This is a genomic window from Timaviella obliquedivisa GSE-PSE-MK23-08B (assembly GCA_019358855.1).
GTDB lineage: Bacteria > Cyanobacteriota > Cyanobacteriia > Elainellales > Elainellaceae > Timaviella > Timaviella obliquedivisa.
Window position 1 is genome coordinate 15,673 of record JAHHII010000015.1, and the last position, 23,176, is coordinate 38,848.

Consider the following 23,176-nt stretch of genomic DNA (forward strand, 5'->3'; position numbering starts at 1 on the left):
TAGAGTTACTATATTTCTTATATTGCTTGACAGCAATAAGGTATTCTAGTTAAGCCAAATTATTTCCTGAAGTGCAACGCCCAGGCATTGACCTGGTTTTTTATTCTAAATTCTTATGAGTGTTGACCCCATCCGCGACTATTTATGTGCCATTGGCAAAACCCCGCTACTCAATGGTAATGAAGAGCTAGAGTTGGCGCGTGCAATTCAGTCAATGCTGCTACTGCTGCCAGTCGAAAATCCTACTGCTGAAGAAAAAGCAACTATCCATCAAGGCAAACGCGCTAAGAATCGGCTGATTCAATCTAATTTGCGCTTGGTTGTGACTGTATCCAAGAAATATCAAAACCGGGGATTAGACCTACTAGACCTCATTCAAGAAGGAAATATTGGTCTAGAACGGGCAGCCTTGAAGTACGATCCCACTAAAGGATATAAGTTTTCGACCTATGCCTACTGGTGGATTCGGCAGGGGATGACCCGTGCTTTACAGTCCGATACCCGGACGATTCGGTTACCTATCCATATCCAGGAACGCCTAAGTAAGGTTAAAACCACGACCCGCCGATTAGCAGAAGAGCTAGGTCGTCCTCCCAATGGAGAAGAGCTTTCGGCAGCGCTGGAAATGACTCCCGCAGAGTTACGTACTCTCATGGCTCAACAGCGCCAATGTGCTTCCTTGGATGCCACAGTGGGTCAAGAGCAGGAGACGCGACTGGGCGATCTCATTCCTGATATGCAGCAGATGCAGCAGGTAGAGGTGAGTGTGGCGCGTGAGGAATGTCAGCAGTATCTCACTTGCTTAAACGATCGCGAGCGTGAGGTTATTATGCTGCGCTATGGGCTAGAAGATGGACAGCAGCGCACTCTAGCCGAGGTAGGAGAATCTTTTGGCTTCACGCGAGAGCGAGCGAGACAGATTGAGCTAAAGGCGATGAAGAAAATGAGAAAAGAGGCGATCGCTGCTCTGTAAAAAAACCTTGAACTAGAAAAGTTCTTGATGATAGAGAATCCTAAATCTAGATGAGCTATGAAACTCTCAGTCCTAGAAAGTTTGATCTAGTTCGTTGATCAAAGACACTAAATCTTGACTAGTGTAGGGTTTCTGCAAAAAACTTTTTGCTCCTGCTCTAAGGGCAAGTTCTTTGTTAGAAGAAAGTCCGCTCACTGCAATAACCTTGACATCGGGATTAATTCTTTTTAATGCTCGAATCGTAGTTTGTCCATCCATTAACGGCATCATCATATCTACTAGAACCAGGTTAATTTTATCGTTGTGTTCAGCATAAGAAGCGATCGCCTCTCTCCCATCGCTAGCGACAAATACAGTGTAATCGTGGGCTTCTAACGTTGCTTGTGTGACGCTACGAATTGAAGCTTCATCATCCACCACTAAAACAAGTTTTTGATTGACTTGGCTGAACTTTGCCTCCTCGACTGGCTCCAAGGTCAGAGTATCGGCTGCGGGTAAAAATACCTTAAAGACAGTACCTCTACCCACTTCACTCGAAACATTAATAAACCCCTTGTGGCTTTTAAGAATCCCGATCGTTGTAGAAAGCCCTAGCCCAGTTCCCTTACCAATTTCTTTAGTCGTGAAGAACGGGTCAAAAATGCGCGCCACAATCTCAGGGGGCATTCCGGTGCCAGTATCCGCAACCGTAAGCGCAATATATGCCCCAGCCGGAGCATCCAGCGGCTTTTGAATATCAGTCTCTTTGAGCCAAAGATTGGTGGCTGAAAGCGTCAAGGTGCCGCCTTTGGGCATGGCATCCCGCGCATTTACACAAAGATTCATCAATACCTGATGGATTTGGGTAGCGTCACCAGAAATTAACCACAAGTCTTGGGGTAAATCAACCCGAAACGTAATCGATTTTGGAAAGGTTTGTTTCGCAATTTTTTGAGTTTCTAACAACAGATAATTTACCTGTAGAGGCACTAACCGACCTTCAACACCCCGAGTAAAAGCCAACACTTGGTTAACTAAAGCCGCTCCTCTTTTAGTGCTAGTCTCTAGCATTTTGAGAAGATCTTGAGTATGTGCATCTAAATGAGGAAACTTGAGCGGTAACAACTGAGAAATGACCAGGATAGGCGTAAGAATATTATTTAGATCGTGGGCAATGCCATTGGCAAGGGTGCCGACGCTCTCTAAGCGCTGATTACGGAGAGACTGCTGTTCAAGTTGCTTTTGCTCAGTAATGTCGGTATCTACAGTTAGGATCGATTTTGGTTGTCCGGCTTCATCGCGTACTAAAGTCCAACGGCTAGTCACAATGACCGATTTTTCTGATTTAGTCACTTTGTGCAATTCTCCTTGCCATTCTCCGGTTTTCAAAACAGTATCCCAGGCTGTCTCCCAGGCTGTTTCTGAATCTACGCAGAGTAGCTTACGGGCATTCTGTCCCATAGCCTCGGCAGTTTTCCAGCCATAAATCTGCTCTGCACCGTGATTCCAGAAAATAATGCGGTTTGAGCAATCGCGCACAAAAATTGCATCAGAAACGACATTGAGCAACTCGGCTTGTTCAAGAATTTTTTGTTCTGACTGCTTGCGATCGCTAATATCTTTCATAAAGCAATGAAGTCCAGTTATTTGCTTCTGGTCATCGTAGGCAGTAACCATGAACAGTTGTTTGTAGAAGAGAGAGCCATCTTTACGAATACCCTTAGCTTCTACTTCCACCTTGCCATGGCGAAGCATGTGCTGATAGGCAATCTTCAGTCGCTCTAAATCCTGCGAATAAACTGTGTCCCGCCAATGCATACCAATCATTTCTTGAGGTTGGTACCCACTGATCCGAGCATAGGCTTCGTTAACAGCACTGTAACGCCCTTGAACATCCAACCGTGCAATGCCTTCTAAAGCGTTGCTCAAGGCCGTATTTTTTTCTCTTAGCTCGTTTTCGACTTGTCTGCGATCGGTAATATCTTCATCGGTGCCTACGTAGCCAACAATTTCACCAGTTGCCGAATAGATGGGAGCCGAACGCGCCCAGACCCATCTCACCTTGCCCTGGGGAGTGAGAAATCTAAATTCCTGCAAAAAGGCTCGTTCTTCCTGGACACTCTTATCCCACGCTGCAATAACCCCCTGCCGATCATCGGGGTGAATGGCATTGATCCAACCATCCCCTAAACTTTCATCTAATGTTAAGCCTGCAATTTGCTGCCAGCAAGTGTTGGTATACAGGCACTTGCCAGCCGGATCAGTTTGGAAAACACCAATAGGTGATGATTCACTAAGGGAACGGAAGCGAGATTCACTCTCCTTGAGAAATAATTCTGTTTGCCGCTGCTCTAACAAAGTTGCTTGCAAGTCCTGATTCATGATGATCAGTTCAGCAGTGCGCTCCTCCACTCGTCTTTCTAGTTCATTGTTGGCTTGACGTAATGCTGTTTCGGCCTGTTGGCGTTCGGCTTCGCTGCGCTGAAGCTGAGCGCGTAGCTGAGCTTTTTCTAGCACACTCTTCACTGCAATTCGAAGCTTTTCAGCAGTCAGGTGCCCCTTCACCAAATAATCTTGCGCTCCAGCTTTCATCGTTTGCACAGCGATCGCTTCATTCCCCTGTCCAGTTAGAATAATTACTGGAGGGATACTCACTTGCGTTTGTAATTCCGTTAAAAAATCTATCCCATCAAGGTCAGGCAACCCATAGTCAACCAACAAAATATCCGGCTGGCAACGTTGACAAAGGTCTAGTCCTTCAATTCCTAATTCTGCTTCTAAGACGGTATAAGCTTCGGTGTTTTGCTGGAGATATCGCCGATAGGTTGCCCGATCGACAAAACTATCATCCACGATTAAAACGATCGGTTGGGCTCGTTCCATTGCGGTCTCCTGCTAGGCTAGGTGAAGTGTTTGCTTCAAACCAGTAATCCACGATGACCTGAACTGTTTTTGTTAATTTCTTAAGGTCAATCGGCTTAACCACATATCCGTTAGCGCCACATTGATAACAACCTGTTACATCTCGAGGATTATCAGAGGTTGTAAACACGACCACTGGAATTACCTTGAGCACTGCATCTTGTTTAATTTCTTCTAGCACCTCTCTCCCATCAGTGCCCGGTAAATTGAGATCGAGCAGAATCATGCCGGGGCGAGGAGCGTTAGCAACGTCGGTGTAGTCGCCTGTGTGGCGTAAAAAATCAAGAGCATCATCGCCATTAGTGCATCGATAAATCTTTTGAAATATAGATGACTTACGAATCACACGTTCAAAGGCGGCAAAGTCCTCGTCACTATCTTCAATGACTAAGAGGGGTTGAGTTTGATGACTAACCATAAATTTGCTTTAACCTGCTAACGTGAAGTAAAATGTGCTGCCCAGTCCATAGGTCGATTCTACCCAAATTTTACCCCCATGACGCTCCACAATTTTCTTAGAGATTGTCAGCCCAACGCCTGTACCACCACCATAATGAGCCTGTCCGTGCAAGCGTTTGAAGATGCGAAAAATGCTATCTAGATACTTCTCTCGGATGCCAATACCATTATCTTTAACATAAAGCACAAGCACAGAGGAAGATATTTTACTAACCGGATTCTGCTCAGGCAATTCTGCCATTGTCAAATAACCTATTTCAACTTGTTTTTCAGGTTGATCATTATATTTAATAGCATTGCTGATTAAGTTGGTGAACAACTCATTGATCTGTACCGGATCACAGTAGATAGCGGGTAAAGACCGGGGAATGTGAATGGCGATCGGGGTATCGGGCTGGCTAATTTTTACAACCGACTCTACTTGGCTGATGATCTGATTCAGGTCAGTATCTTTCAGCAATAATTCGATTCGTCCTAAACGGGAGAAGTGCAGCAAAGAATTGATTAAGTCTTCCATGCGTTGAGTCAGTCGCATCAAAGTTTGCAGTTTAGCAACACCTTCTTCGTTAAGGATATCGGCATAATCTTCGATTAAAAAGCTGGAGTAATTATGAATTCCTCGCAAGGGTTCCTTGAGGTCGTGGGAGGCAATGTAGGCAAACGCATCTAACTCATCGTTAGTGCGCTCTAGCTCCACATTGATCCGGGCTAATTCATCAGCTTGGCGAAGGACAACCCCAACAATTACGCCCCTTAAATCAGCAACTGCCTCAAGCTCACAGGGTTTCCAAGGTAGCGCCGTGCTTCGCACAATTTCTTGCCAAAGTTCAAAAGATCTGCGGGGAGATAGCCGCGCTTCACCTGCTTCTTGGGTAAAGTTCTGCTGAGGATCGCCGCTCCAGCTAACGGTTTGGGTCACTTCAGGACGAAACCATAAGATATAGCTTTTGCGAGTTTGGGAAATTGCTAATGCTAACACCCCACTGGCAGATGCCTGAAAAGATGCCGCAGCAGGATAGAGTTTCGGCAACTCATGGGTATGAAAAATGTTATTAGAAATTTGTGGTGTGAGCCAAGTCAGTAGGGCTTGAACGCTCTCTAGCTGGGGAGTTTGTCCTACTAGCGTAATTTCGTCATCCCAACAAATGGCAACTCCTGAAGCACTGACGAGTTGCAATAAATTTGAGGATGATTGGACTAAACCTGCGAGCAAATTATCTGCTTGGGTGAGACATTGAACAAATTCGGGCTGCAAAGATTGCAATTTTATTCTGTATTCACGATCTTCATGGTCAGCTTTAGTTCCCAGTTCTAAAGACATAATTTGACCCAGAAATTCGCAGATAGTGCGGACTTCATAGGTTAAATGCTTAGACGATGAATAATGATGACAGGCAATTAAGCCCCATAATTGACGATCGCGAATTAACGAAATTGTCATGGAAGCCTTAACTCCCATATTGTGCAAATATTCCAGGTGGCAAGACGAGGCACTGCGTAAAATTGCCTTGCCCAAATCTAGCGATCGCTGAGTCATAGGATTAGCGATTGGCACTATAGGAGTCGGCAGTTGCTCAACATCAGGAATAAACCGAAGAGCATTGAGGATAAAGAGTTCTCTTGCTTCAAGCGGAATATCAAAAGCTGGGTAGTGTAAGCCCAACCAAGTATTCAGCCTATCTGCCTTATCTTCAGCCGTCACAACTCCTGCACCTTGAGGATCAAATCGGTAGATCATGACGCGATCGAACCCGGTAACTTTGCGAATTTCTTCGACTACAATTTGGCTCATCTGCTGAAGAGTAGATGCTTTTTGAATCTGGTCGATTGAGCTTTTAGTTTGATGATAGAAACTAAAGAAATTGCTATTTTGTCGAACTGGGTTCGGCTCTAGCTCCAGCAGTAAGACTCCATCATGACGATGAATTATTCCATCGAAGGATAGCAGTTCTTCTTCATTTGTTATTGATATTTTGAGTGGATTAATACTCTCAAAATCTTTTAACAGACAGTTCTGAAGCATGTCTAAATGCTGACTATCCAGAACCGTTGCCAAGGGTTGATTGAGTAATTCGTGAGGATGTCGCCCAATAAACTCGAAAGTGTTATGGCTAACTTGAAGGACAGTTAGCTGAGGTTCCTGAAGAACAAATAGAACACCATGGGGTTGGATTGAACCAGGAGTGCGAACAGGTTCGCGAGCATACTGGGTTAAATCGGGAGTTTGGGCTAGATTACCCATGCTAAATGTCATAGGCCACAGACTTCTATAAACTGGCATTGTAGCAATTCGCAGTGGGGGCGATCGCCCTAGCTGTAGAATACTGCAATTTCTCGTTTTAATTCTTTAACTAAAAAGGAAAGTCACCTTTAAAGTAAAGTTCATCAAAATTAACCTCAATTTCCTCACAGGTTCCTCAAGTTTTGGGAATACTCTGAAGGGGTAAGAAAGATTTTAATTTAATTTAACGAAATTTTTTCAACCCCTTCTTAAAAACTCCTGTAAAAACTAATGTCTACTTGTCCTTGTTGCTCTAACACCCTCTTACGCCATATCCAACATGGATCGCTAGCTTGGTTCTGTCGCTCTTGTTGGTCAGAAATGCCAAATTTTGAAGAGTATAGCCGCTTATCTTTGGTACCTGTCTGCTCTAAGAAATTGACTCCGCAACGACAGCCTAAGCTGATTGGGGTGTAGTCAATAAGTCTAAAAAATGAACTCCTACTAAATTAGGTAAAACTACAGCCGCTGCCCCCACTCGCTCCGGGGGCCCTAGCCCCACCGTTGCCATTCCTGCTGCTAATGCCGCCTCAATTCCTGATGCAGCATCTTCGACGACAAGGCAACTGGCTGGGAGTAGTCCGAGTTGCTGAGCGGCGTACAAAAAAAGATCGGGCGCAGGTTTGGAATGTTCTACGCTGTAGCCATCGGCGATCGCATCTATAAAATCAGTAATGCCCAGCTGTTCCACAACAGTTCGAGCGTTCTTACTGGCTGAGCCGATCGCAACTTTAATACCAGCTTGCCGCAGTTCCTCTATCAGTTCAAGCGCTCCAGGCAGTAAATCATGGGGTGTAATTTTTTGAACAAACTCTTCATAAAATCGATTTTTCCGCGCCATCATCTCCTGAATTTGATCTTCTGAAAAAGGGCGATCGCCAATAATGGACAACAGTGACTCCCGACGAGGCACACCGCGCAGTGCTTCATTGGCTTGACGGCTAAAAGGCAGTCCTACCTCGTCTGCTAGCCGCTGCCAAGATTGATAATGATACTCTGCTGTATCAGTAAGCACACCATCTAGATCAAAGATAACTCCTCGAATCTGAGGAGAGTTTGTGGGGCAGAGATCAAATTCGTGCCATTGGTTGCGCCAGTGCAGTTGAAACTTTAAACGAGTCCAATGAGAGGGCAAGCGAGCCTGGGCTACCAGTTGGTTTTCAACCCATTGAACGCCTCCAAACCCAAATACAACAGCTTGCCAAATTCCGCCTGCCGCTGCGCCATGAATTCCTTCTTTCGCATTTTGACGAGTATCCTCAAGGTCAATCATTGCAGCCTGCATAAATTGACTGTAGCTATCTTCACCCAAATCTGAAGCCAGGATAGCGTGAATTGCAGGCCCTAAAGATGAGCCGTAGGCAATATCAGTTCGTGGAGCATAGTAATTCCAATTTTTTTGTAACGCAATTTTGCTGTAAGGAAATTCTTGAGAAAATCGCATTAAGTAGAACAGCATCAATACATCTGGCTGCTTCAACACTTGCCGTTGGTTGATTTCAGCCAAACCCAAAATAGCCTGCATAGACTGACGACGCGGCTCATAGTCTGCCAATTGAATATCTTTAAGCTCAAAAAAACCTTCAAATTGTTCAATCAAACCCGTCACAGAATCAGTTGGAATCCAGATATAGGTAACAAGATCTTGCCACCGAATTCGACGTTCTGAGGTAAGCTGAAGTTTTTGTTCTAATACAGTAGATTGCTCTGGAAATTTTTGACGTAGCCAGTCGTAAACAAAGATTGCTTTTTGTAGATGCCATTGCACCATACGGTTGGTAAACGCATTGTTACTAACATACTCATGGTATTCATCGGCTCCAATCACCTCCCGAATCTCATAACGTTCCTCTTTAGTGTTCCATTCAACCCGACTCATCCAGAACACAGCCGTATCAAAAATAATTTCTGCCCCGTAGTCTCGCATCCATTCATCATCTTCTGTAGCTTGCCAGTAATACCATGCTCCATAGACGATGTCAGCGCTAATATGAATTTCGCGATCGCGGCACCAAATTCTGATATCTTCCCCATACAGATCATTTTGAGGCGGCAACCACCGAGGAGTCACTTCATCACCCGTTTCGGCGCTTTCCCAAGCAAACATTGCCCCCTTATATCCATAGTGCTTAGCCTTGCGCCGAGCACCATTCAGGGTATGGTAACGATAGGTTAGTAAATTACGGGCAAGAGTGGGTTGTGTAAAGGTGAAAAAAGGCAGGATGAAAATTTCAGTATCCCAAAAAACATGTCCTCGGTAACCAAAACCTGAGAGCGTTTTAGCAGGAATGCTAAAGCGATCGGTGTGGCGAGGAGCGCTGATGAGTAACTGAAAAAGATTGTAGCGAACTGCTGCTTGAGCAGAGCGATCGCCCTCAATGATCACATCGCTCTTTTGCCAAACCTGATCCCATGCTTGCTGATGAGCTTGGAGTAGAGAGGCATAGTCGGGCAATATTGCTAGCTTCGCTTGAGCCGCTTGAACTGGCTTTTCAACTTCTCGTGAGGTAAAAACAGTGACTCGCTTCTCTACCGTTATGGTTTGCCCCGACGAAGCCGAAACCGTGGTACTCAAAGTTGGGTAGCCCGGAGGATTGCTGATTTGTAAGGAAAAATCAGATCCAGTTAACGTCATACTCATTGCCATCCCCAATTCAATGCGAGAGCTACGAGTCCGAAGATGAAGCCAGATCCCTGATTCAACCTTACCTTGGTCAAGTCGTTCCCAGTGGCTAAAACCTTGATTTTCAGGATATCCATTAAGGCTGGTTTGAATTTCAATAACGCTATCACAATCAACAGGTGTTATCTGAACACGCAGCCCTAGAACATGCTCATCAGCAAGACTAGCAAAGCGTTCAAAATTTAGGTCTAGAGTTTTACCACCCGGACTTCGCCATCGAACTTCCCGACTAACAACGCCATAGCGCAGATCTATTTGCCGTTTATAATTTAGGATTTCGCCTTGATCTAGCCGGAAGCGATCGCCATCAACGACAACTATCAATGGGAGCCAATCTGGACAATTAGCCAATTCACTATAAAAAACGGGCACATCATCGTACACACCACAAATCAAAGTTCCCGGTACCGCAGCCGGATAGCCTTCTTCAAAGCTGCCCCTTGTTCCTAAGTAACCATTACCCAGGGTAAAAACTGTTTCTCTAGCCTGTAATTTATCTAGGTCAAACTGAGTTTCACAGATTGTCCACTCGCTGTACTGAAGAGATTGAATCAACGGTTGATTGTTCATGAGAATTGGCTTTCACTAACAGTTCATTGATAGATCAGTTTCTTTATCCTTTCGTTTTCCTCTTCTCGTTTCACTGAGAAGCCGAGAAGAAAAAACTCTACAATTGCTTAAGAATCGTTTCAGCCCTAGGTTTATAAACTAAGTGAAATAGAGTGTCTAGATAATGCAGCAATTCCTGGCGATCGTCCTGAAAAACAAAGTTCCAAAAACTATACATTTTTGCTAACAAAAGTAGATGTCGCGTGTGTAACTGCCAATTGTAATGATTTTGAATTTGCTGGACTGCCCAATCAGAATTATCTTGCCAATAGTGAGGGTCTAAATTGCACTGGTCAAAAAAGTCTAAAATTCGCTTTGAAGTTCCCTCTAGATCCGTAGGGTTAAGATGAAAGTGATCATGGGCATCTCCCAAAATTTCTAACGAGCCACCAAATTCACTGACAAAGGTCGGTAGTCCAGAACTCATTGCCTCTAAAACCGTGCGACCAAATGCAGCAAAGTGAGTAAAGTGAACAAATATACCCCGATAATCAGCAATAATTCGGTAGATCTCGCCCAGGTCTACCCCTGGCAAAGACGTACCAATCCAACGGACGCTGCCATCTAGACCATACTGCTGAATAATCTGGTGCAGTTGAACGATCGCTTCTGCTTCCTCAACAGAGTTTGCTTGGGAAGCATCTAACGTATGAGTTATTAAAATGAGGTTGCATTGCGATCGGAGTGGCTGGCTCCTCCCAAAGCATTCGACCAGTCCTTTGAAGTTTTTAGCAGAGACTAAAGGAGCGATCGCAAGAATAGGAGTTTTACTGAGGTCGTTAAAATGTCCTACAATGTGCGGATCTTCTTGAGTAAAAAGAAGATCATGGACTCGTGCCCGCACAGCAGGAATGCGATCGCCCGTTCGACTATAAGGGAAAAATAATTGCTCGTTGACTCCTGGAGGAACTCGATTAAATTTGGGACTAAACAAGTTAATGCCATCAATGACATGATATAAATGGGGCAGACTAAAGCATTTATAGGATTCGTACTGCCCCAGCGTATCGGGTGTACCGACAATTTCTTGATAAGAAGAGGTAATAATAAAATCAGCGGCATTCATACTAATTAAATCGGCAGTAAACTGAGATGAAAAGTGATGCTCTGCCTCCATTTCTTGCCAATACATATCGCTAAATAAATACCGAGGCTTTTCTAGTGTATGAGCGATCGTGCAATGCGTTACATTGAGCCGACGCGCCAACAAAGAAGCCACTAAATTACCGTCACTATAATTGCCAATAATGAGTCCGGGGCGATCGTGAAAGTGAGCCAGCAGTTCTTTTTCTGCATCAACTGCAAAAGTTTCGAGATAGGGCCAAATTTCGGATTTAGGAATCCAGTGTTGAATCAATGGGTTATGGGCATCTTCTACGTGAAAGGGAACTCGCAAAATCCAAGCATTTTGAGTGCCGTGAATTTTTTCTAACGGCATATTGCAGTGGGTGCCGTCACAATTAGGAATGAGCCGCGTCAAAATCACCACATCCGGTTGGATTCCTAGCCCACCCAAGCCTGCTAATTCAATCTCTTCCCAGAGGTAATGCTCTAAACTAGCGGCTTGCTCTAACACATAAACCACCTGTCCCGTAACCTCAGGTCGTTTACGAGTTCCTTCTTGGGCAACCCATCCATGAATAGAAACCAAGACAACCCGAAAGACTGCTGGAATACGAGCCATAAAGGCTTCTAGGATAGCAGGTTCAGGATTTAGAACGAGATGATTTAAAAGCTCTAGGCTCTCCTGCACACGAGCCGTGTTATTTCCCCAACCCGGTTCAAATCCAAGCTCCTGGAGAGGTTTCCGAAACGCTTCGCAGGGTTGATTAGCAGGGCGATCGCTCAAAACCTCTAAAGCCTGTTTGACTCGTTCAATTAACTGTTCGCTAGAGTGAATTTTATCGTTGATCATCAGCGATATATTATCGTATTGATGCTGTTTCAAAACCTGAAACAGTGCATTCAACCAATACTGCGGATCGCTTAAAACCTGGTTACACAAATGACGATTGAGTACCTCTAGCCCCTGCCCAATTGTCCGAGGATCATGAATAGTCGGAGCTTTTTCGTAGAAAGGATGCATATCAATTTCTAGAATCCTCGGTTCAGATTCTAATGAACGATCGCCCTCTGCTTCTCTACTTGTTTTTACTAAAGAGTCGCGCATCTTCAGCAACGCCTGTGGGGTTCTTTGTTCAAGCTGAGTCAAGTCGTTATTCAAGCTCCAAATCTCCTGACTAGCAACCCAAGGACGCACCAGCACCCAGATATTCTTCTCTGCCAGAATCAATTCATGAACAAAGTGGAGTAACTTTCCTAACACAGAGGTGTGATAAAAATAGGTCGGCTTTTGAGCCTGGTGGCAATAGTCCGAGAATGTTTGCAAGATTTCATTTCTCAAGAAGTACCGTTTGCCCGAATCTCTTAATACATCAATTAACTGAAGGAGATCAACTTGTTCCTCTCTGGAGAGAACATTCTGAATTAAGTCATGCATGGTAGTGAGTTCCTTGCTTTAACAACCATCTCTAGTTGTTTTTGTGCATCGATCATTTTTTTACAAAAGACTCTATTCGTTGTGCCTCAACTATTGGCTCAGTAGAAACCAAATACTGCTTAAACCATTGAGTTGCTAAGTTTGCCACTTTATTCAACGCTTCAGAATTCTCGCTTAAATAACTTGCTCCAGCGATCGTCTCAAGTTGTTTTTGTGCATGAATTTTTTCCAATGCATCTTGGTTAACATGCTGGGCACGGGCATCGTCTTCGGCTACCATTAACAGGGTCGGTGACTGAACGTTGGACAAAACGGCGTTCGCTAAATCTAGCCGTCCTCCCAAGCAAGCGATCGCCCCGACTCGGCTTGGTTTTTTTGCCGCTGCCAGGATAGCAGCACCAGCCTCAATCCCGCTCCCGAAATAACCCATTCTCAAACCTTGAGTAGCAGGATATAAAGATAACCAATCAGTCGCTCCTCCTAAACGTTCAGCCAACAAATTTGCATTGAAAAGCAAATATTTAGTGTTGCGATCGCTAGCCTCTTCATGTAATGTCAACAAGCTAATGATTAACGTTGCTAACCCAGCCTGATGTAAAACTGCTGCAATACGTTGGCTACTTTGACTATATCGACCTTTATTAGTACTATGCACTAATATAATTAAACTTTCTGCCTGAAGAGGGATGACCAAATCGCCTTCTAAATAAATGCGATCGGCTGTAATAGAAAATAGTCTCTCCTTGTAGTTTTCTTTAATGTTCATTAATAAATCCTCTTTGAATAATTTGAATAAATTTAAAAAATTGGCTTATTAGCAATATACGCTATCGCCTTGAGTATCTTGTGAGGAGCGACAAACGCACAAAATTGCGAGCATTCTTACTTTAGAGTTAGATCAATCTTCAGTGATCTCATTACAATTTTAGACACAATTAAATCTTAAACACAATCAACAGTCAGCTTCAATTTGAAAAATGCAGCAGTTATTTGTTCCTGCCGTCTTCCTGGTTTTTCTTCAGTCCTGTAGTTCTTCTTCGCCTGAGAGCCTATATGACCTCATCAGAACCTTTCAGCTACTCGCCACAATCCAAAACCCTTACTCCGGCTCTATCAGTGAATCATCCAGAGATAAATTTTGTTTTAGCTGACTATCAGTGGGAGCATCGAATTTTACTAATTTTTGCACCCTTCGAACGATCGCCTGCCTACCAGCAGCAGATGGCATACTGGGATGAAGAAGGTGTCCAAGAGCGAGAACTGAAGCTAGTAGAGGTGTTAGGAAGCGCTGGTCAGGTTGGTGGGCAGCCCATTTCTTCTGCATCGGTTGAGAAACTCAGAGGATGTCTGAGAAGTATCAAAGATTCTTATACTTGCCCCCCAGCCCATTCTGGGGGACTTCCGAACCAATGCTCCTTCAAAGTCTCCCAGAATGGGGGATTTAGGGGGCGGATCGGAAGCAATCTAAACTTCTCAGACATTCTCTCAGGCAACACTTTGGAATTGCCCCAGGGAAGTTTACGGTAATTTTAGTTGGTAAAGATGGTACTGAAAAGCAACGAAGTCAAACACCAATCGATCCAGCCACGATTTTTCGCACGATTGATGCTATGCCCATGCGTCAGCAAGAAATGCGCGATCGTCAGTAGCTTGAATCGCTTATAGGGAAAGGATAACAACGATGCAAACTCTCAAACTGATTTCTGGACAAGACATTCCTATTCTAGGGATGGGGACTTGGCAAATGGGCGAGGATATGGGCGATCGCCAGAGTGAAATTAAGGCTCTGCGCCATGGATTAGAGCTAGGACTTTCTCTCATTGACACGGCTGAAATGTATGGAGAAGGAGGGGCAGAGGAAGTCATTGCAGAGGCGATCGCTAACCGTCGAGCAGAAGTTTTTTTAGTTAGCAAAGTTTATCCTTACAATGCTTCTAAACGAGGAGTAATAGCGGCTTGCGAACGAAGCCTGAAGCGATTGAAAACTGATTACCTTGATCTTTATTTGTTACATTGGCGGGGTTCGGTGCCGTTGACAGAGACGTTGGAAGCGTTCCAGACACTTCAACAATCTGGAAAAATTCGGAGTTATGGCGTGAGCAATTTTGATGTCGCAGAGATGCAGGGAGCCGTTTCATTGAAGGGTGGAAACGGCATTGTGACAAACCAAGTCCTCTACAATCTTACGCGGCGCGGCATTGAGCAAAACTTACTGCCCTGGTGTCGGCAACAGAATATTCCAATCATGGCGTATTCTCCCATAGAACAAGGGCGCTTGCTGAATAGCAGGACACTTAAGGCGATCGCGCAAGAAAGAGGAGTATCTACGGCACAAATAGCGATCGCCTGGTTGTTACACCAAGACAACGTGATTGTGATTCCCAAATCTAGTCACGTTGATCATGTAGGGCAAAATCGGGCTGCCCTAGATTTGAAATTGAGCGCTGAAGAACTCAATATTCTAGAAACTGCCTTTCCCGTACCTACCCATTCTGTGCCTTTAGAAATGCTTTAAGGCAACTCTCTAAAAAAACGGAAATGAGCGATCGCTCCCATCAAATTGCAGCCTACCATAGCCTAAAAACTGCCCATAAGGAGCAGTCCCTGGAGGATAAGCGGTCACTCCAAATAAGTACACACCATCTCGTCTAGGATTTCGTCTGGGCTGTAATTCTAAGGTTACGGTGTTGCCAGGAGAAACCGGAGGATCAAAGACAATTGAGAGGGTTTGGGCATCCCGATCAAAGTAATTTTCGCCTAGATTAAGTTCGTCTCCCCGATCGCGCCTTGTTCCAACAAAAGCTCGGCTGTCTTCGGCATCAAATTGTACTAAGCGTGCCCGAGTCGAACCATCGCGCTGAGCAATGACCACTTTCTGTAAAGGTTCTCCTGCATCTTCTGGGATACTCAAAGTGAAATAGTAAGACGCGCTTGAAGCAGAAGTCTGCCTTTCGGTCGTTGCAACATTTACTAAGCTGGGAGGATGAACAAAGTAGACTTTGCCATCTCGCAGTTGCACCGCTTGAGAGGACATAACAAAAGCGTTGTGCAGAAGAATGCTACTACAGGTTGAGGCGATCGCTAGACTAAACCAAGAAGGAAACCGCATAGATTAATTAAGAATAGGATGTTGTACGTTTATTCTAGCGATCGCCTCTACACTTATTTAGGATTGAGTTGGGTTGAATCACGACCAAAAGTTGTCCAGCCGTTACGAGTTGCCCGATCTGACAAAATATCTCTGTCACCATTCCGGCACGATCAGCGAATACAGCAATTCCCATTTTCATAGCTTCTAAAATGACTAGGCGATCGCCCTCAGCAACGCGACACTTCACTCATTGTGAATCGTTTGCGATCGCTGATGCTCCGGATATTTCCCATCTCCGTAGTTGGCGAGGATACTTAAAAAGCCTGGTCTAGAGAACAGATCAGATTGGTACGAATCTAGAGAATAATCTATACTTTAAACTAGCAAGATGATTGAAAATTATAATAATAGTACGCTCTCGGCACTAATCTATTAACACTGATGACCCCATCTGATTTTACTCAGTTAACTGCTCCCCTAGACGCTGTATTTTCTAGCTATGATGAGCCAGAAGCTTTGTTTGAAGCCTTACTGCCAACCGTATGCAAGGTTCTGCAAGCCGATCGCTGTTTTCTAGTCGTGCGTCAACCTGCTACTCGACTGAGCCGCGTCTTTTGCTGGCGACGTAGCCTCCAGTTTCCCGACCTTGCGACCGAGCATTGGGAAATAGAACAACCTTGGGAAAAGGATGATCCAATGTTTGCAGCAGCGTTACGGACAGATCCTTCTATTTTTGTCGAGGATGTGGATACAACAGGGGCAGACGTACTTAATGTAGAGTTTGAGCGCGCCAACTTTGGGCATCGAGCCTTAATACATGCGCACATTTGCCAGGATGGCACCCTGCGAGGTATTTTACAGCCCTGCATTTTTGGTCAACCTAGAATTTGGAGCGAGATCGATCGGCAGATAGTGGCTCGAGTCATTAAACAAGTCAGACCCTTTGTGGTGCGCTATGGTGAAACAGCTAGACTCCGAACGTAATACCTAGAGAGTAAAAGTCACTGCCTTGGTTTATCCGTTCTATTTGCTCAGTTTCTCAGTAGTGGAGTAGCCAGGAAGGATCGTGTCGCGCATTAGCATAGAACCACTTAACCTACCAACGAAAAAAGTTTCTTCGCTAGAGTTCCCTTTGGAGGGATAGAGGCTAACAAGAACGGTACAATCCGCTCCTAGACTAAAATTGCTTCGACTAAGAATTCATTCTCTCAGTTCAGCGATTTATGCATAATTTAGCAGGGCACATAAACGTACCGACCCGCTCAAAACCTCTCTCCTCTAGAAGAGAACTCAGAGAGAGAGGCTAGTGATCTCGCCTTAGCATAACTCCTGACCTCTTCCCTAGTTAATGATGGGGAAACCAACTTTTCACACCAAAATTTAGAGATACTAAAACGTTAGGCAGTGCCACTGACTTACGTTTTGAACGTATCAATTATAAAGGAGATTTAAATTGTACTGATGCAAGGTATGAATTTGAAGAGATAGCCTGTAAGGTAAAGGTCATATTTTATTTATGTAGATGATAACTCTATGTTAGTTATAAATAACCCTTATTTGAGTGGTTTAGTGCTAGCGAAAACCAAATTGGGCATACTTCAATAAGCATTGTCTCCTGCTACAAGCATTCAATTAAATCGTGTTTTCCTAGCTGTCGTTGATATCTCGAAGTTCCTTTTCTACTAAGAAGAACATGCTAGAACTGGTCAAAAATCTTCTGTTACCTAGTCAATACATTCCTCATGGACATTGTTATTTGTGGCAGATGCCTTTAGTAGGACTGCACCTTGTGAGCGATGCTCTCATAGCCGTTGCCTACTTTTCCATTCCAGCCATGCTTGTCTACTTTGTCTGCAAGAGAGGCGATATCCCATTCTCTAGAGTGTTTCTGCTATTTGGGGCTTTCATTGTCCTTTGTGGCACAGGGCACCTCCTTAATATTTTGACACTCTGGTATCCGGCTTATTGGGTTTCTGGCGTAGTACAGGCGATCACTGCACTAGTTTCTTGTTATACCGCCTTGCAATTGATTGAACTGTTGCCTCAGTTTCTGGCACTACAAACGCCAGAACAATTAGAAACGCTTAACCGCGAACTAGAGAAGCAGGTAGCAGAACGCCAGCGAACCGAAGAAACCCTGCGGATGATTGTTGCCGGAACAGCCGCAGTGACTGGAAATGATTTCTTTGCCGCCTTGGTGCAAAACTTGGCGATCGCCCTTGATGTGGCTTATGTCATGGTTTGTGAGGCAGTTGATGATGGACAGACGTTGCGCAGCCTTGCCCGGTGGTCAAATGGAAAGTTAGTAGAAAACATTGAGTACAGATCGTCTGGTACTCAATGTGGGGTGACGATGATAAGTAAGTCGTTGTCTGCTTATCTTGACCCGTTGCAACAGCATACTGATGCACTCCGGCTTCAGGAAATGGGAGCCGAAAGCTACATGGGTGTGCCTTTGTTAGATACCAACCAGAAGGCAATTGGTCAACTCTGTGTTTTTGATGTCAAACCTTTCCTCATCGACGATCGCACTCGCGCTTTGTTCAGCGTGTTTGCAGTGCGGGCAGCCACTGAACTGCAACGACAATGGGCAGAAGATGAGAAACATCGTGCTTATGAAGAACTAGAGTTTCGGGTGGCAGACCGAACGGCTGAACTAGTGGCTGTCAATGTTGCTTTGGAAACTGAAATTGAGGAACGGGTTGTTGCAGAGGCGTTATTGCAGCAGAGCCAAGAGCAGTTTTCTAAAGCTTTTCATTCAAACCCCGTCGCCTCTTGTATTTCAACTCTCAAAGCAGGACAAATTTTAGATGTTAATACCAGCTTTCTAAACTTGTTTGGCTATAGCCGGGAGGAAGTGATCGGTCGCACCGCGGCTGAGTTGCAAATTTGGGCAAACCCAGCCGACCGCGATCGCTTAATTCAAGGCTTACAGCAGCAATCAATGCAGCTAAATGCTCCCTTTCGGACTCGCTCTGGCGAAGTTCGAGAAGGCATGTCCTCCTTTGAAAAGATTGAAATTCAGGGAGAATGCTGCCTTCTCAGCATCATTTACGATATTACTGAGCAAAAACAAGCAGAAGCAGAACAGTTGCAGCAGATGCAATTGGCAGCGCTACGGGCAGACATTGGCACCGCCCTGACTGAAGGTGAATCTATTCAGGATCTGCTGAACCGCTGTGCGATCGCCTTGCACAAACACGCCAATGCCGCCTTCGCCCGAATCTGGACACTCAACGGTTCTGAGCAAATGCTGATTCTACAGGCGAGTGCCGGGATGTATACGCACCTTGATGGCAACCATAGCTGCATCCCTGTGGGACATTTCAAAATTGGTTGGATTGCCCAACACCGCCAGCCCCATTTAACTAACGAGGTCGTGAATGATCCTTATATCAGTGATTCTCAATGGGCAGAGCAGGAAGGCATCGTTGCTTTTGCGGGCTATCCGTTAACCATTAAAAATCGTCTTTTAGGAGTCATGGCAATTTTCGCCCGTTACCCTTTAGCTGAACATACCCTCAAAGAGATGGCATCTATTGCCAGGGCGATCGCGGTGGGCATCGATCGCAAATTAACCGAAGAGGCTCTTCGCCAAACCGCCGAGCGAGAGCAGGCATCTGCACGCGTGCTCCAACGGATGCGGGAAACTCTTGATCTAAAAACTATTTTCCACGCCACAACCGAAGAATTACGGCAAGCAGTGGGGTGCGATCGCACGTTGATTTATCAATTCAATGCAGACTGGAGTGGACAAGTGGTTGCCGAGTCAGTGGGCAATCTATGGAAAACACTGATTCCTGACCCGATCGCCTGTTCCGGGTTAAATCAGGGAGCCGCTGATCAAGCCAACTGCACTATCAAACAATTTGACGGCACAGAAGTTTTAATTCAAGACACCTACTTACAAGAGAATGAAGGGGGGGCATATCGTCAAAAAACGAATTACTGCTGTGTGACTGATATTTATCAGCAAGGGTTCAACGCTTGCTACATAGAATTTCTAGAATTGCTTCAAGCACGCGCTTATATCATTGTTCCAATATTTTGTGGTAGTCAGCTTTGGGGATTATTGGCTACCTACCAGAACACCAAGCCTCGTCAATGGCAGCTAGCCGAAATTCAAATGGTGTCTCAGATTAGCACTCAACTAGGGGTTGCAGTCCAGCAGGCAGAACTCCTTGCCCAAACCCAATATCAAGCTCAAGCGCTAAAACAAGCAAAAGAAGCTGCTGATGCTGCAAATGGGGCTAAAAGCGAGTTTCTAGCCAACATGAGTCACGAACTCCGCACTCCTCTTAACGCAATCCTGGGCTTCACACGACTAATGCAACGCGATCCTTCATTACCAGAAAAACATCATCGCTCGGTCGAAATTGTTAACCAAAGTGGTGGACACTTGCTGGGTCTGATTAACGATGTATTGGAAATGTCTAAAATTGAAGCTGGACAGATCACCTTAAACGAAACAGTTTTTGACTTGTCTAAAATGCTGCAAAGCCTAGAAGATATGCTGCAACTAAAAGCACGATCTAAAGGATTACAGCTTATTTTTGACTATGACTCGATCGTGCCGCACCCTATCAAAACCGATGAAAATAAACTGCGGCAGATCTTAATTAATCTATTAGGAAACGCCATTAAGTTCACGGAACAAGGCTATGTTAAGCTGCGAGTGACAACGCAGCCCGTTATTGATGAGCCCTTAAATCCCATCCATGAACTCAACGTGCTGCAATTAGGATGTCCAGATTCTAGGTCTCAACTTTTGTTTTTTGAAGTCGAAGATACTGGCTTTGGTATTGCAGCAGACGAGATGGACGACTTATTTGAAGCCTTTAAGCAGACCCGTTCAGGACGGCAATCTCAGGAAGGAACAGGGCTAGGGCTACAAATTAGTCGTCAATTTGTGCAATTAATGAGTGGCGAAATTACGGTTCGCAGTGAACTAGGTAAAGGCAGTTGTTTTTGCTTTCATATTCAGGTCAAGCTCGCTGAAACGGTAGTAACAGAAACAGCAATAAAATCTTCATCAATCCATAGTACAATTACCACTCAGCTAAAACAAGGCAATCACCGTGTTCTAATCGTAGAAGACAACCTTCTCAATCGTTTGTTATTAAATAAACTTCTAAGCAGTTTGGGGTTTGAAATCCAGGAGGCTGAGAATGGTCAAGCTGCGATCGACATTTGGAAACAGTGGCAACCCCATCTGATCTTTATGGACATGTACATGCCCATTGTTGATGGTTATCAAGCTACTCAAAAAATTCGGGAACTAGAGGAGAAGCACAATACCCATCATTCTCCCGGTGCTTTATCCTTTCGTCCTCCTACCAAAATCATTGCCTTAACAGCTAGTGTTTTTGAGGAGCAACGACAAGAAAGCTTGTCAGCAGGCTGCGATGATTTTGTCAGTAAACCCTTCCGGCTTGAGGAAGTGCTTGAGGTGTTATCCAAACATTTAAATGCACAGTTCCCTGAGGCGGCTCCGGGGGTGATTGCCCCCCACTTAACATTGCCTGAGCCCAGTTATCATCTTGATGCGATCGCCCTAACCGTTATGCCACCCGCATGGGTTGCCCAGATGCGTTTTACTGCCGCTCAAGGTAGCGATGTCGAGAGTCTTAAGCTAATTGCTCAAATTCCCCCTGAGCATACCTCACTGATTACAGGCTTAAAAAATTTGGTTGAAAAATACCAATTTGACCAGCTAGTAACATTAACCCAGTCAACGCACTTAGAGAATTTTTAGGACAGACCCATGAATTGTGAAAGCACTCTTAATCATTCTCTATCTGTCGCAGTTCAAACAGACATTTTGATTGTAGATGATGTCCTAGAAAACATTCGTCTCTTATCAGCCATGTTGGACTGCAACGGCTACCAAACCCGCAAAGCAACGAATGGCGCAATGGCATTGACTGCTGTTGAGACAACTTTACCCAGTCTAATTCTGCTAGATATCCGAATGCCTAACATGAGCGGATACCAGGTTTGCCAACGCCTCAAATCAGATCCTAGAACCGCTCATATACCTATTATCTTTCTGAGTGCAGCAGATGATATTACTAATAAAATAGAAGCATTTAAAGTAGGAGGTGCAGACTACATTACTAAGCCTTTTCATATAGAAGAAGTCTTGGCACGCATTCAAAATCAACTTGCTATGATTGCGGCTCAACAAACCATTTGTCAGCTTAATGCCCAGTTAGAGGGACGGGTTCAGGAACGAACTCAGCAGCTAGAAACTGCAAATTCTCAACTCTCGAAACTGGCATTTCGTGATCCGCTCACTTGGTTGCCTAATCGCGCTTTATTCATGGAGCGCCTTCACGAAGCCTTAAGTCAACAGCAGGCAAGCTCTGAAAATCAGTTTGCTGTGTTTTATCTAGATTGCGATCGCTTCAAACCTGTCAACGATTCGCTTGGGCATCAAGCAGGCGATGAGTTACTAATTGCCATCTCTGAGCGCCTAAATTCTCTCTTGCGCCAAGAAGATTGTTTGGCGCGTTTAGGGGGAGATGAATTTGTTATTTTACTTGGTAAACTAGAAGACTCACGATACGCAACTCAAGTTGCCGATCGAATTATTAAAAGCTTTGACCTTCCCTTTCATTTAAGGGGAAAAGATATCTTTGTCTCATTTAGCATCGGGATTGTATTAGAGTGTTCAAGTTACTGGGATCCTGAAGAACTGCTACGAGATGCGGATACCGCAATGTATCAAGCCAAGGCTCTAGGAAAAGACCAATATCAAATTTTCGAGCCTTCAATGTATCAAGCAGTGTGCCATCGATTACAGATTGAAACAGATCTACGACAAGCAATTCAGCGCCAAGAGCTAGCTCTGTATTACCAGCCCATTGTTGAATTAGCAACCGGTAACATTGTTGGGGTAGAAGCATTAATTCGCTGGCACCATCCCATTCAAGGTTTGATTCCACCCGATCGATTTATTCCGATTGCAGAAGAAACAGGATTTATTTTAAAACTAGGGCACTGGGCGCTTAGAGAAGCCTGCGGTCACCTTCGTTATTGGCAAGACCAATGCATTGTCGCCTCATCGTTTTCAGTCAGCGTCAATGTCTCAGCCTGCCAGTTTGCTCAACCTGACTTTGTTAAGCAGCTTGATGAAATTTTGGCGGAAACTCAGCTTGCACCTCAGTGCTTAAAGCTAGAAATCACCGAAACAGTAATCATGCAGGATATTCCTTTGGTTGCCGATAACATCAGTAACTTACAGGAGCGATCGATTCAATTAAGCATTGATGACTTTGGCACAGGGTACTCATCGCTGAGCTACCTTCATTCATTTTCAGTCGAAAATCTTAAAATCGATCGCTCGTTCATCAATCGGTTGCATAAAAAGAAGAGCAATTTTGGGTTAGTGACTGCGATCGTGCAAATTGGTAAGGCGATGAAGATGAACTTGATTGCAGAAGGCATTGAAACGAGTGAACAGCTTGCCCATTTGAAGTTTTTGGGCTGTCAGTTTGGTCAAGGGTATCTCTTCTCTAAACCCTTGCCTTCTGAAGAAATGATTGTTCTTCTCAGTACGACTCATCAAAAGCATTTAGAGGCTTCTGAGTAATCTTGATTCACTCTATCATCGGTTGATTCCTACTAAGATTAAAAGGTAAGGGAGTTACGTGAAAATAAAACACCAGTGAAATGCA

15 protein-coding genes are annotated in these 23,176 nt (G+C 44.6%); 7 read left to right on the forward strand and 8 right to left on the reverse strand.

The window, feature by feature from the left end; all coding sequences use genetic code 11:
• The first annotated feature begins 115 nt into the window (after positions 1–115).
• Entirely contained in the window at positions 116–973 is an 858-nt protein-coding gene (locus KME11_19895) for a sigma-70 family RNA polymerase sigma factor (protein ID MBW4517473.1), read from the forward strand.
• 72 nt (positions 974–1,045) lie between these two features.
• Here the strand turns inward: KME11_19895 and KME11_19900 are convergent, their stop codons facing one another.
• From KME11_19900 to KME11_19925, 6 genes are all read right to left on the reverse strand, one after another.
• A complete protein-coding gene (locus KME11_19900; protein MBW4517474.1) occupies positions 1,046–3,835 on the reverse strand; it encodes a PAS domain S-box protein in 2,790 nt (929 codons plus the stop codon).
• Positions 3,798–4,292 (reverse strand): response regulator, encoded by a 495-nt coding sequence (locus KME11_19905; GenBank protein MBW4517475.1) that lies wholly within the window; start codon positions 4,290–4,292, stop codon positions 3,798–3,800. The genes KME11_19900 and KME11_19905 overlap by 38 nt, the downstream gene beginning before the upstream one ends.
• A 9-nt stretch (positions 4,293–4,301) precedes the next feature.
• Complete coding sequence (locus KME11_19910) at positions 4,302–6,587, reverse strand: GAF domain-containing protein (GenBank protein ID MBW4517476.1); 2,286 nt, start codon at positions 6,585–6,587, stop codon at positions 4,302–4,304.
• Positions 6,588–7,011: 424 nt separating this feature from the next.
• A complete protein-coding gene (pgmB, locus tag KME11_19915; protein MBW4517477.1) occupies positions 7,012–9,867 on the reverse strand; it encodes a beta-phosphoglucomutase in 2,856 nt (951 codons plus the stop codon).
• A 97-nt stretch (positions 9,868–9,964) separates the two neighbouring features.
• A complete protein-coding gene (locus KME11_19920) occupies positions 9,965–12,406 on the reverse strand; it encodes a sucrose synthase (protein ID MBW4517478.1) in 2,442 nt (813 codons plus the stop codon).
• A gap of 52 nt (positions 12,407–12,458) precedes the next feature.
• On the reverse strand, positions 12,459–13,172 hold the full coding sequence (locus KME11_19925; protein MBW4517479.1) for an alpha/beta hydrolase: 714 nt from the start codon (positions 13,170–13,172) through the stop codon (positions 12,459–12,461).
• A gap of 287 nt (positions 13,173–13,459) precedes the next feature.
• Here KME11_19925 and KME11_19930 point away from each other — a divergent pair, with 287 nt between their 5' ends.
• From KME11_19930 to KME11_19940, 3 genes are read left to right on the forward strand one after another with little or no spacing between them, the layout of a single operon-like run.
• Positions 13,460–13,933, forward strand: coding sequence for a DUF4174 domain-containing protein (locus KME11_19930; protein ID MBW4517480.1), 474 nt, complete (start codon positions 13,460–13,462; stop codon positions 13,931–13,933).
• Complete coding sequence (locus KME11_19935) at positions 13,909–14,055, forward strand: DUF4174 domain-containing protein (protein MBW4517481.1); 147 nt, start codon at positions 13,909–13,911, stop codon at positions 14,053–14,055. The genes KME11_19930 and KME11_19935 overlap by 25 nt, the downstream gene beginning before the upstream one ends.
• A 32-nt stretch (positions 14,056–14,087) precedes the next feature.
• Positions 14,088–14,921 (forward strand): aldo/keto reductase, encoded by an 834-nt coding sequence (locus tag KME11_19940; protein ID MBW4517482.1) that lies wholly within the window; start codon positions 14,088–14,090, stop codon positions 14,919–14,921.
• A 9-nt stretch (positions 14,922–14,930) separates the two neighbouring features.
• On the opposite strand, the gene KME11_19945 is transcribed toward KME11_19940, so the two are convergent.
• Positions 14,931–15,440 carry a DUF2808 domain-containing protein gene (locus KME11_19945; GenBank protein MBW4517483.1) on the reverse strand — a complete coding sequence of 170 codons (510 nt, stop codon included), beginning with the start codon at positions 15,438–15,440 and terminating at the stop codon, positions 14,931–14,933.
• Positions 15,441–15,549: 109 nt separating this feature from the next.
• Complete coding sequence (locus KME11_19950; GenBank protein ID MBW4517484.1) at positions 15,550–15,744, reverse strand: acetyl-CoA carboxylase biotin carboxyl carrier protein subunit; 195 nt, start codon at positions 15,742–15,744, stop codon at positions 15,550–15,552.
• 194 nt (positions 15,745–15,938) lie between these two features.
• Between KME11_19950 and KME11_19955 the strand changes: the two genes are divergently transcribed.
• The 3 genes from KME11_19955 to KME11_19965 all read left to right on the forward strand — a co-directional run bounded on the left by KME11_19955 (position 15,939) and on the right by KME11_19965 (position 23,091).
• Entirely contained in the window at positions 15,939–16,481 is a 543-nt protein-coding gene (locus KME11_19955) for a GAF domain-containing protein (protein ID MBW4517485.1), read from the forward strand.
• Positions 16,482–17,190: 709 nt separating this feature from the next.
• Positions 17,191–21,252: a GAF domain-containing protein gene (locus KME11_19960; GenBank protein MBW4517486.1), complete on the forward strand. Its 4,062-nt coding sequence runs from the start codon at positions 17,191–17,193 to the stop codon at positions 21,250–21,252.
• Between the two features lie 9 nt (positions 21,253–21,261).
• Positions 21,262–23,091 carry an EAL domain-containing protein gene (locus tag KME11_19965; protein ID MBW4517487.1) on the forward strand — a complete coding sequence of 610 codons (1,830 nt, stop codon included), beginning with the start codon at positions 21,262–21,264 and terminating at the stop codon, positions 23,089–23,091.
• The last annotated feature ends 85 nt before the right edge of the window (positions 23,092–23,176 follow it).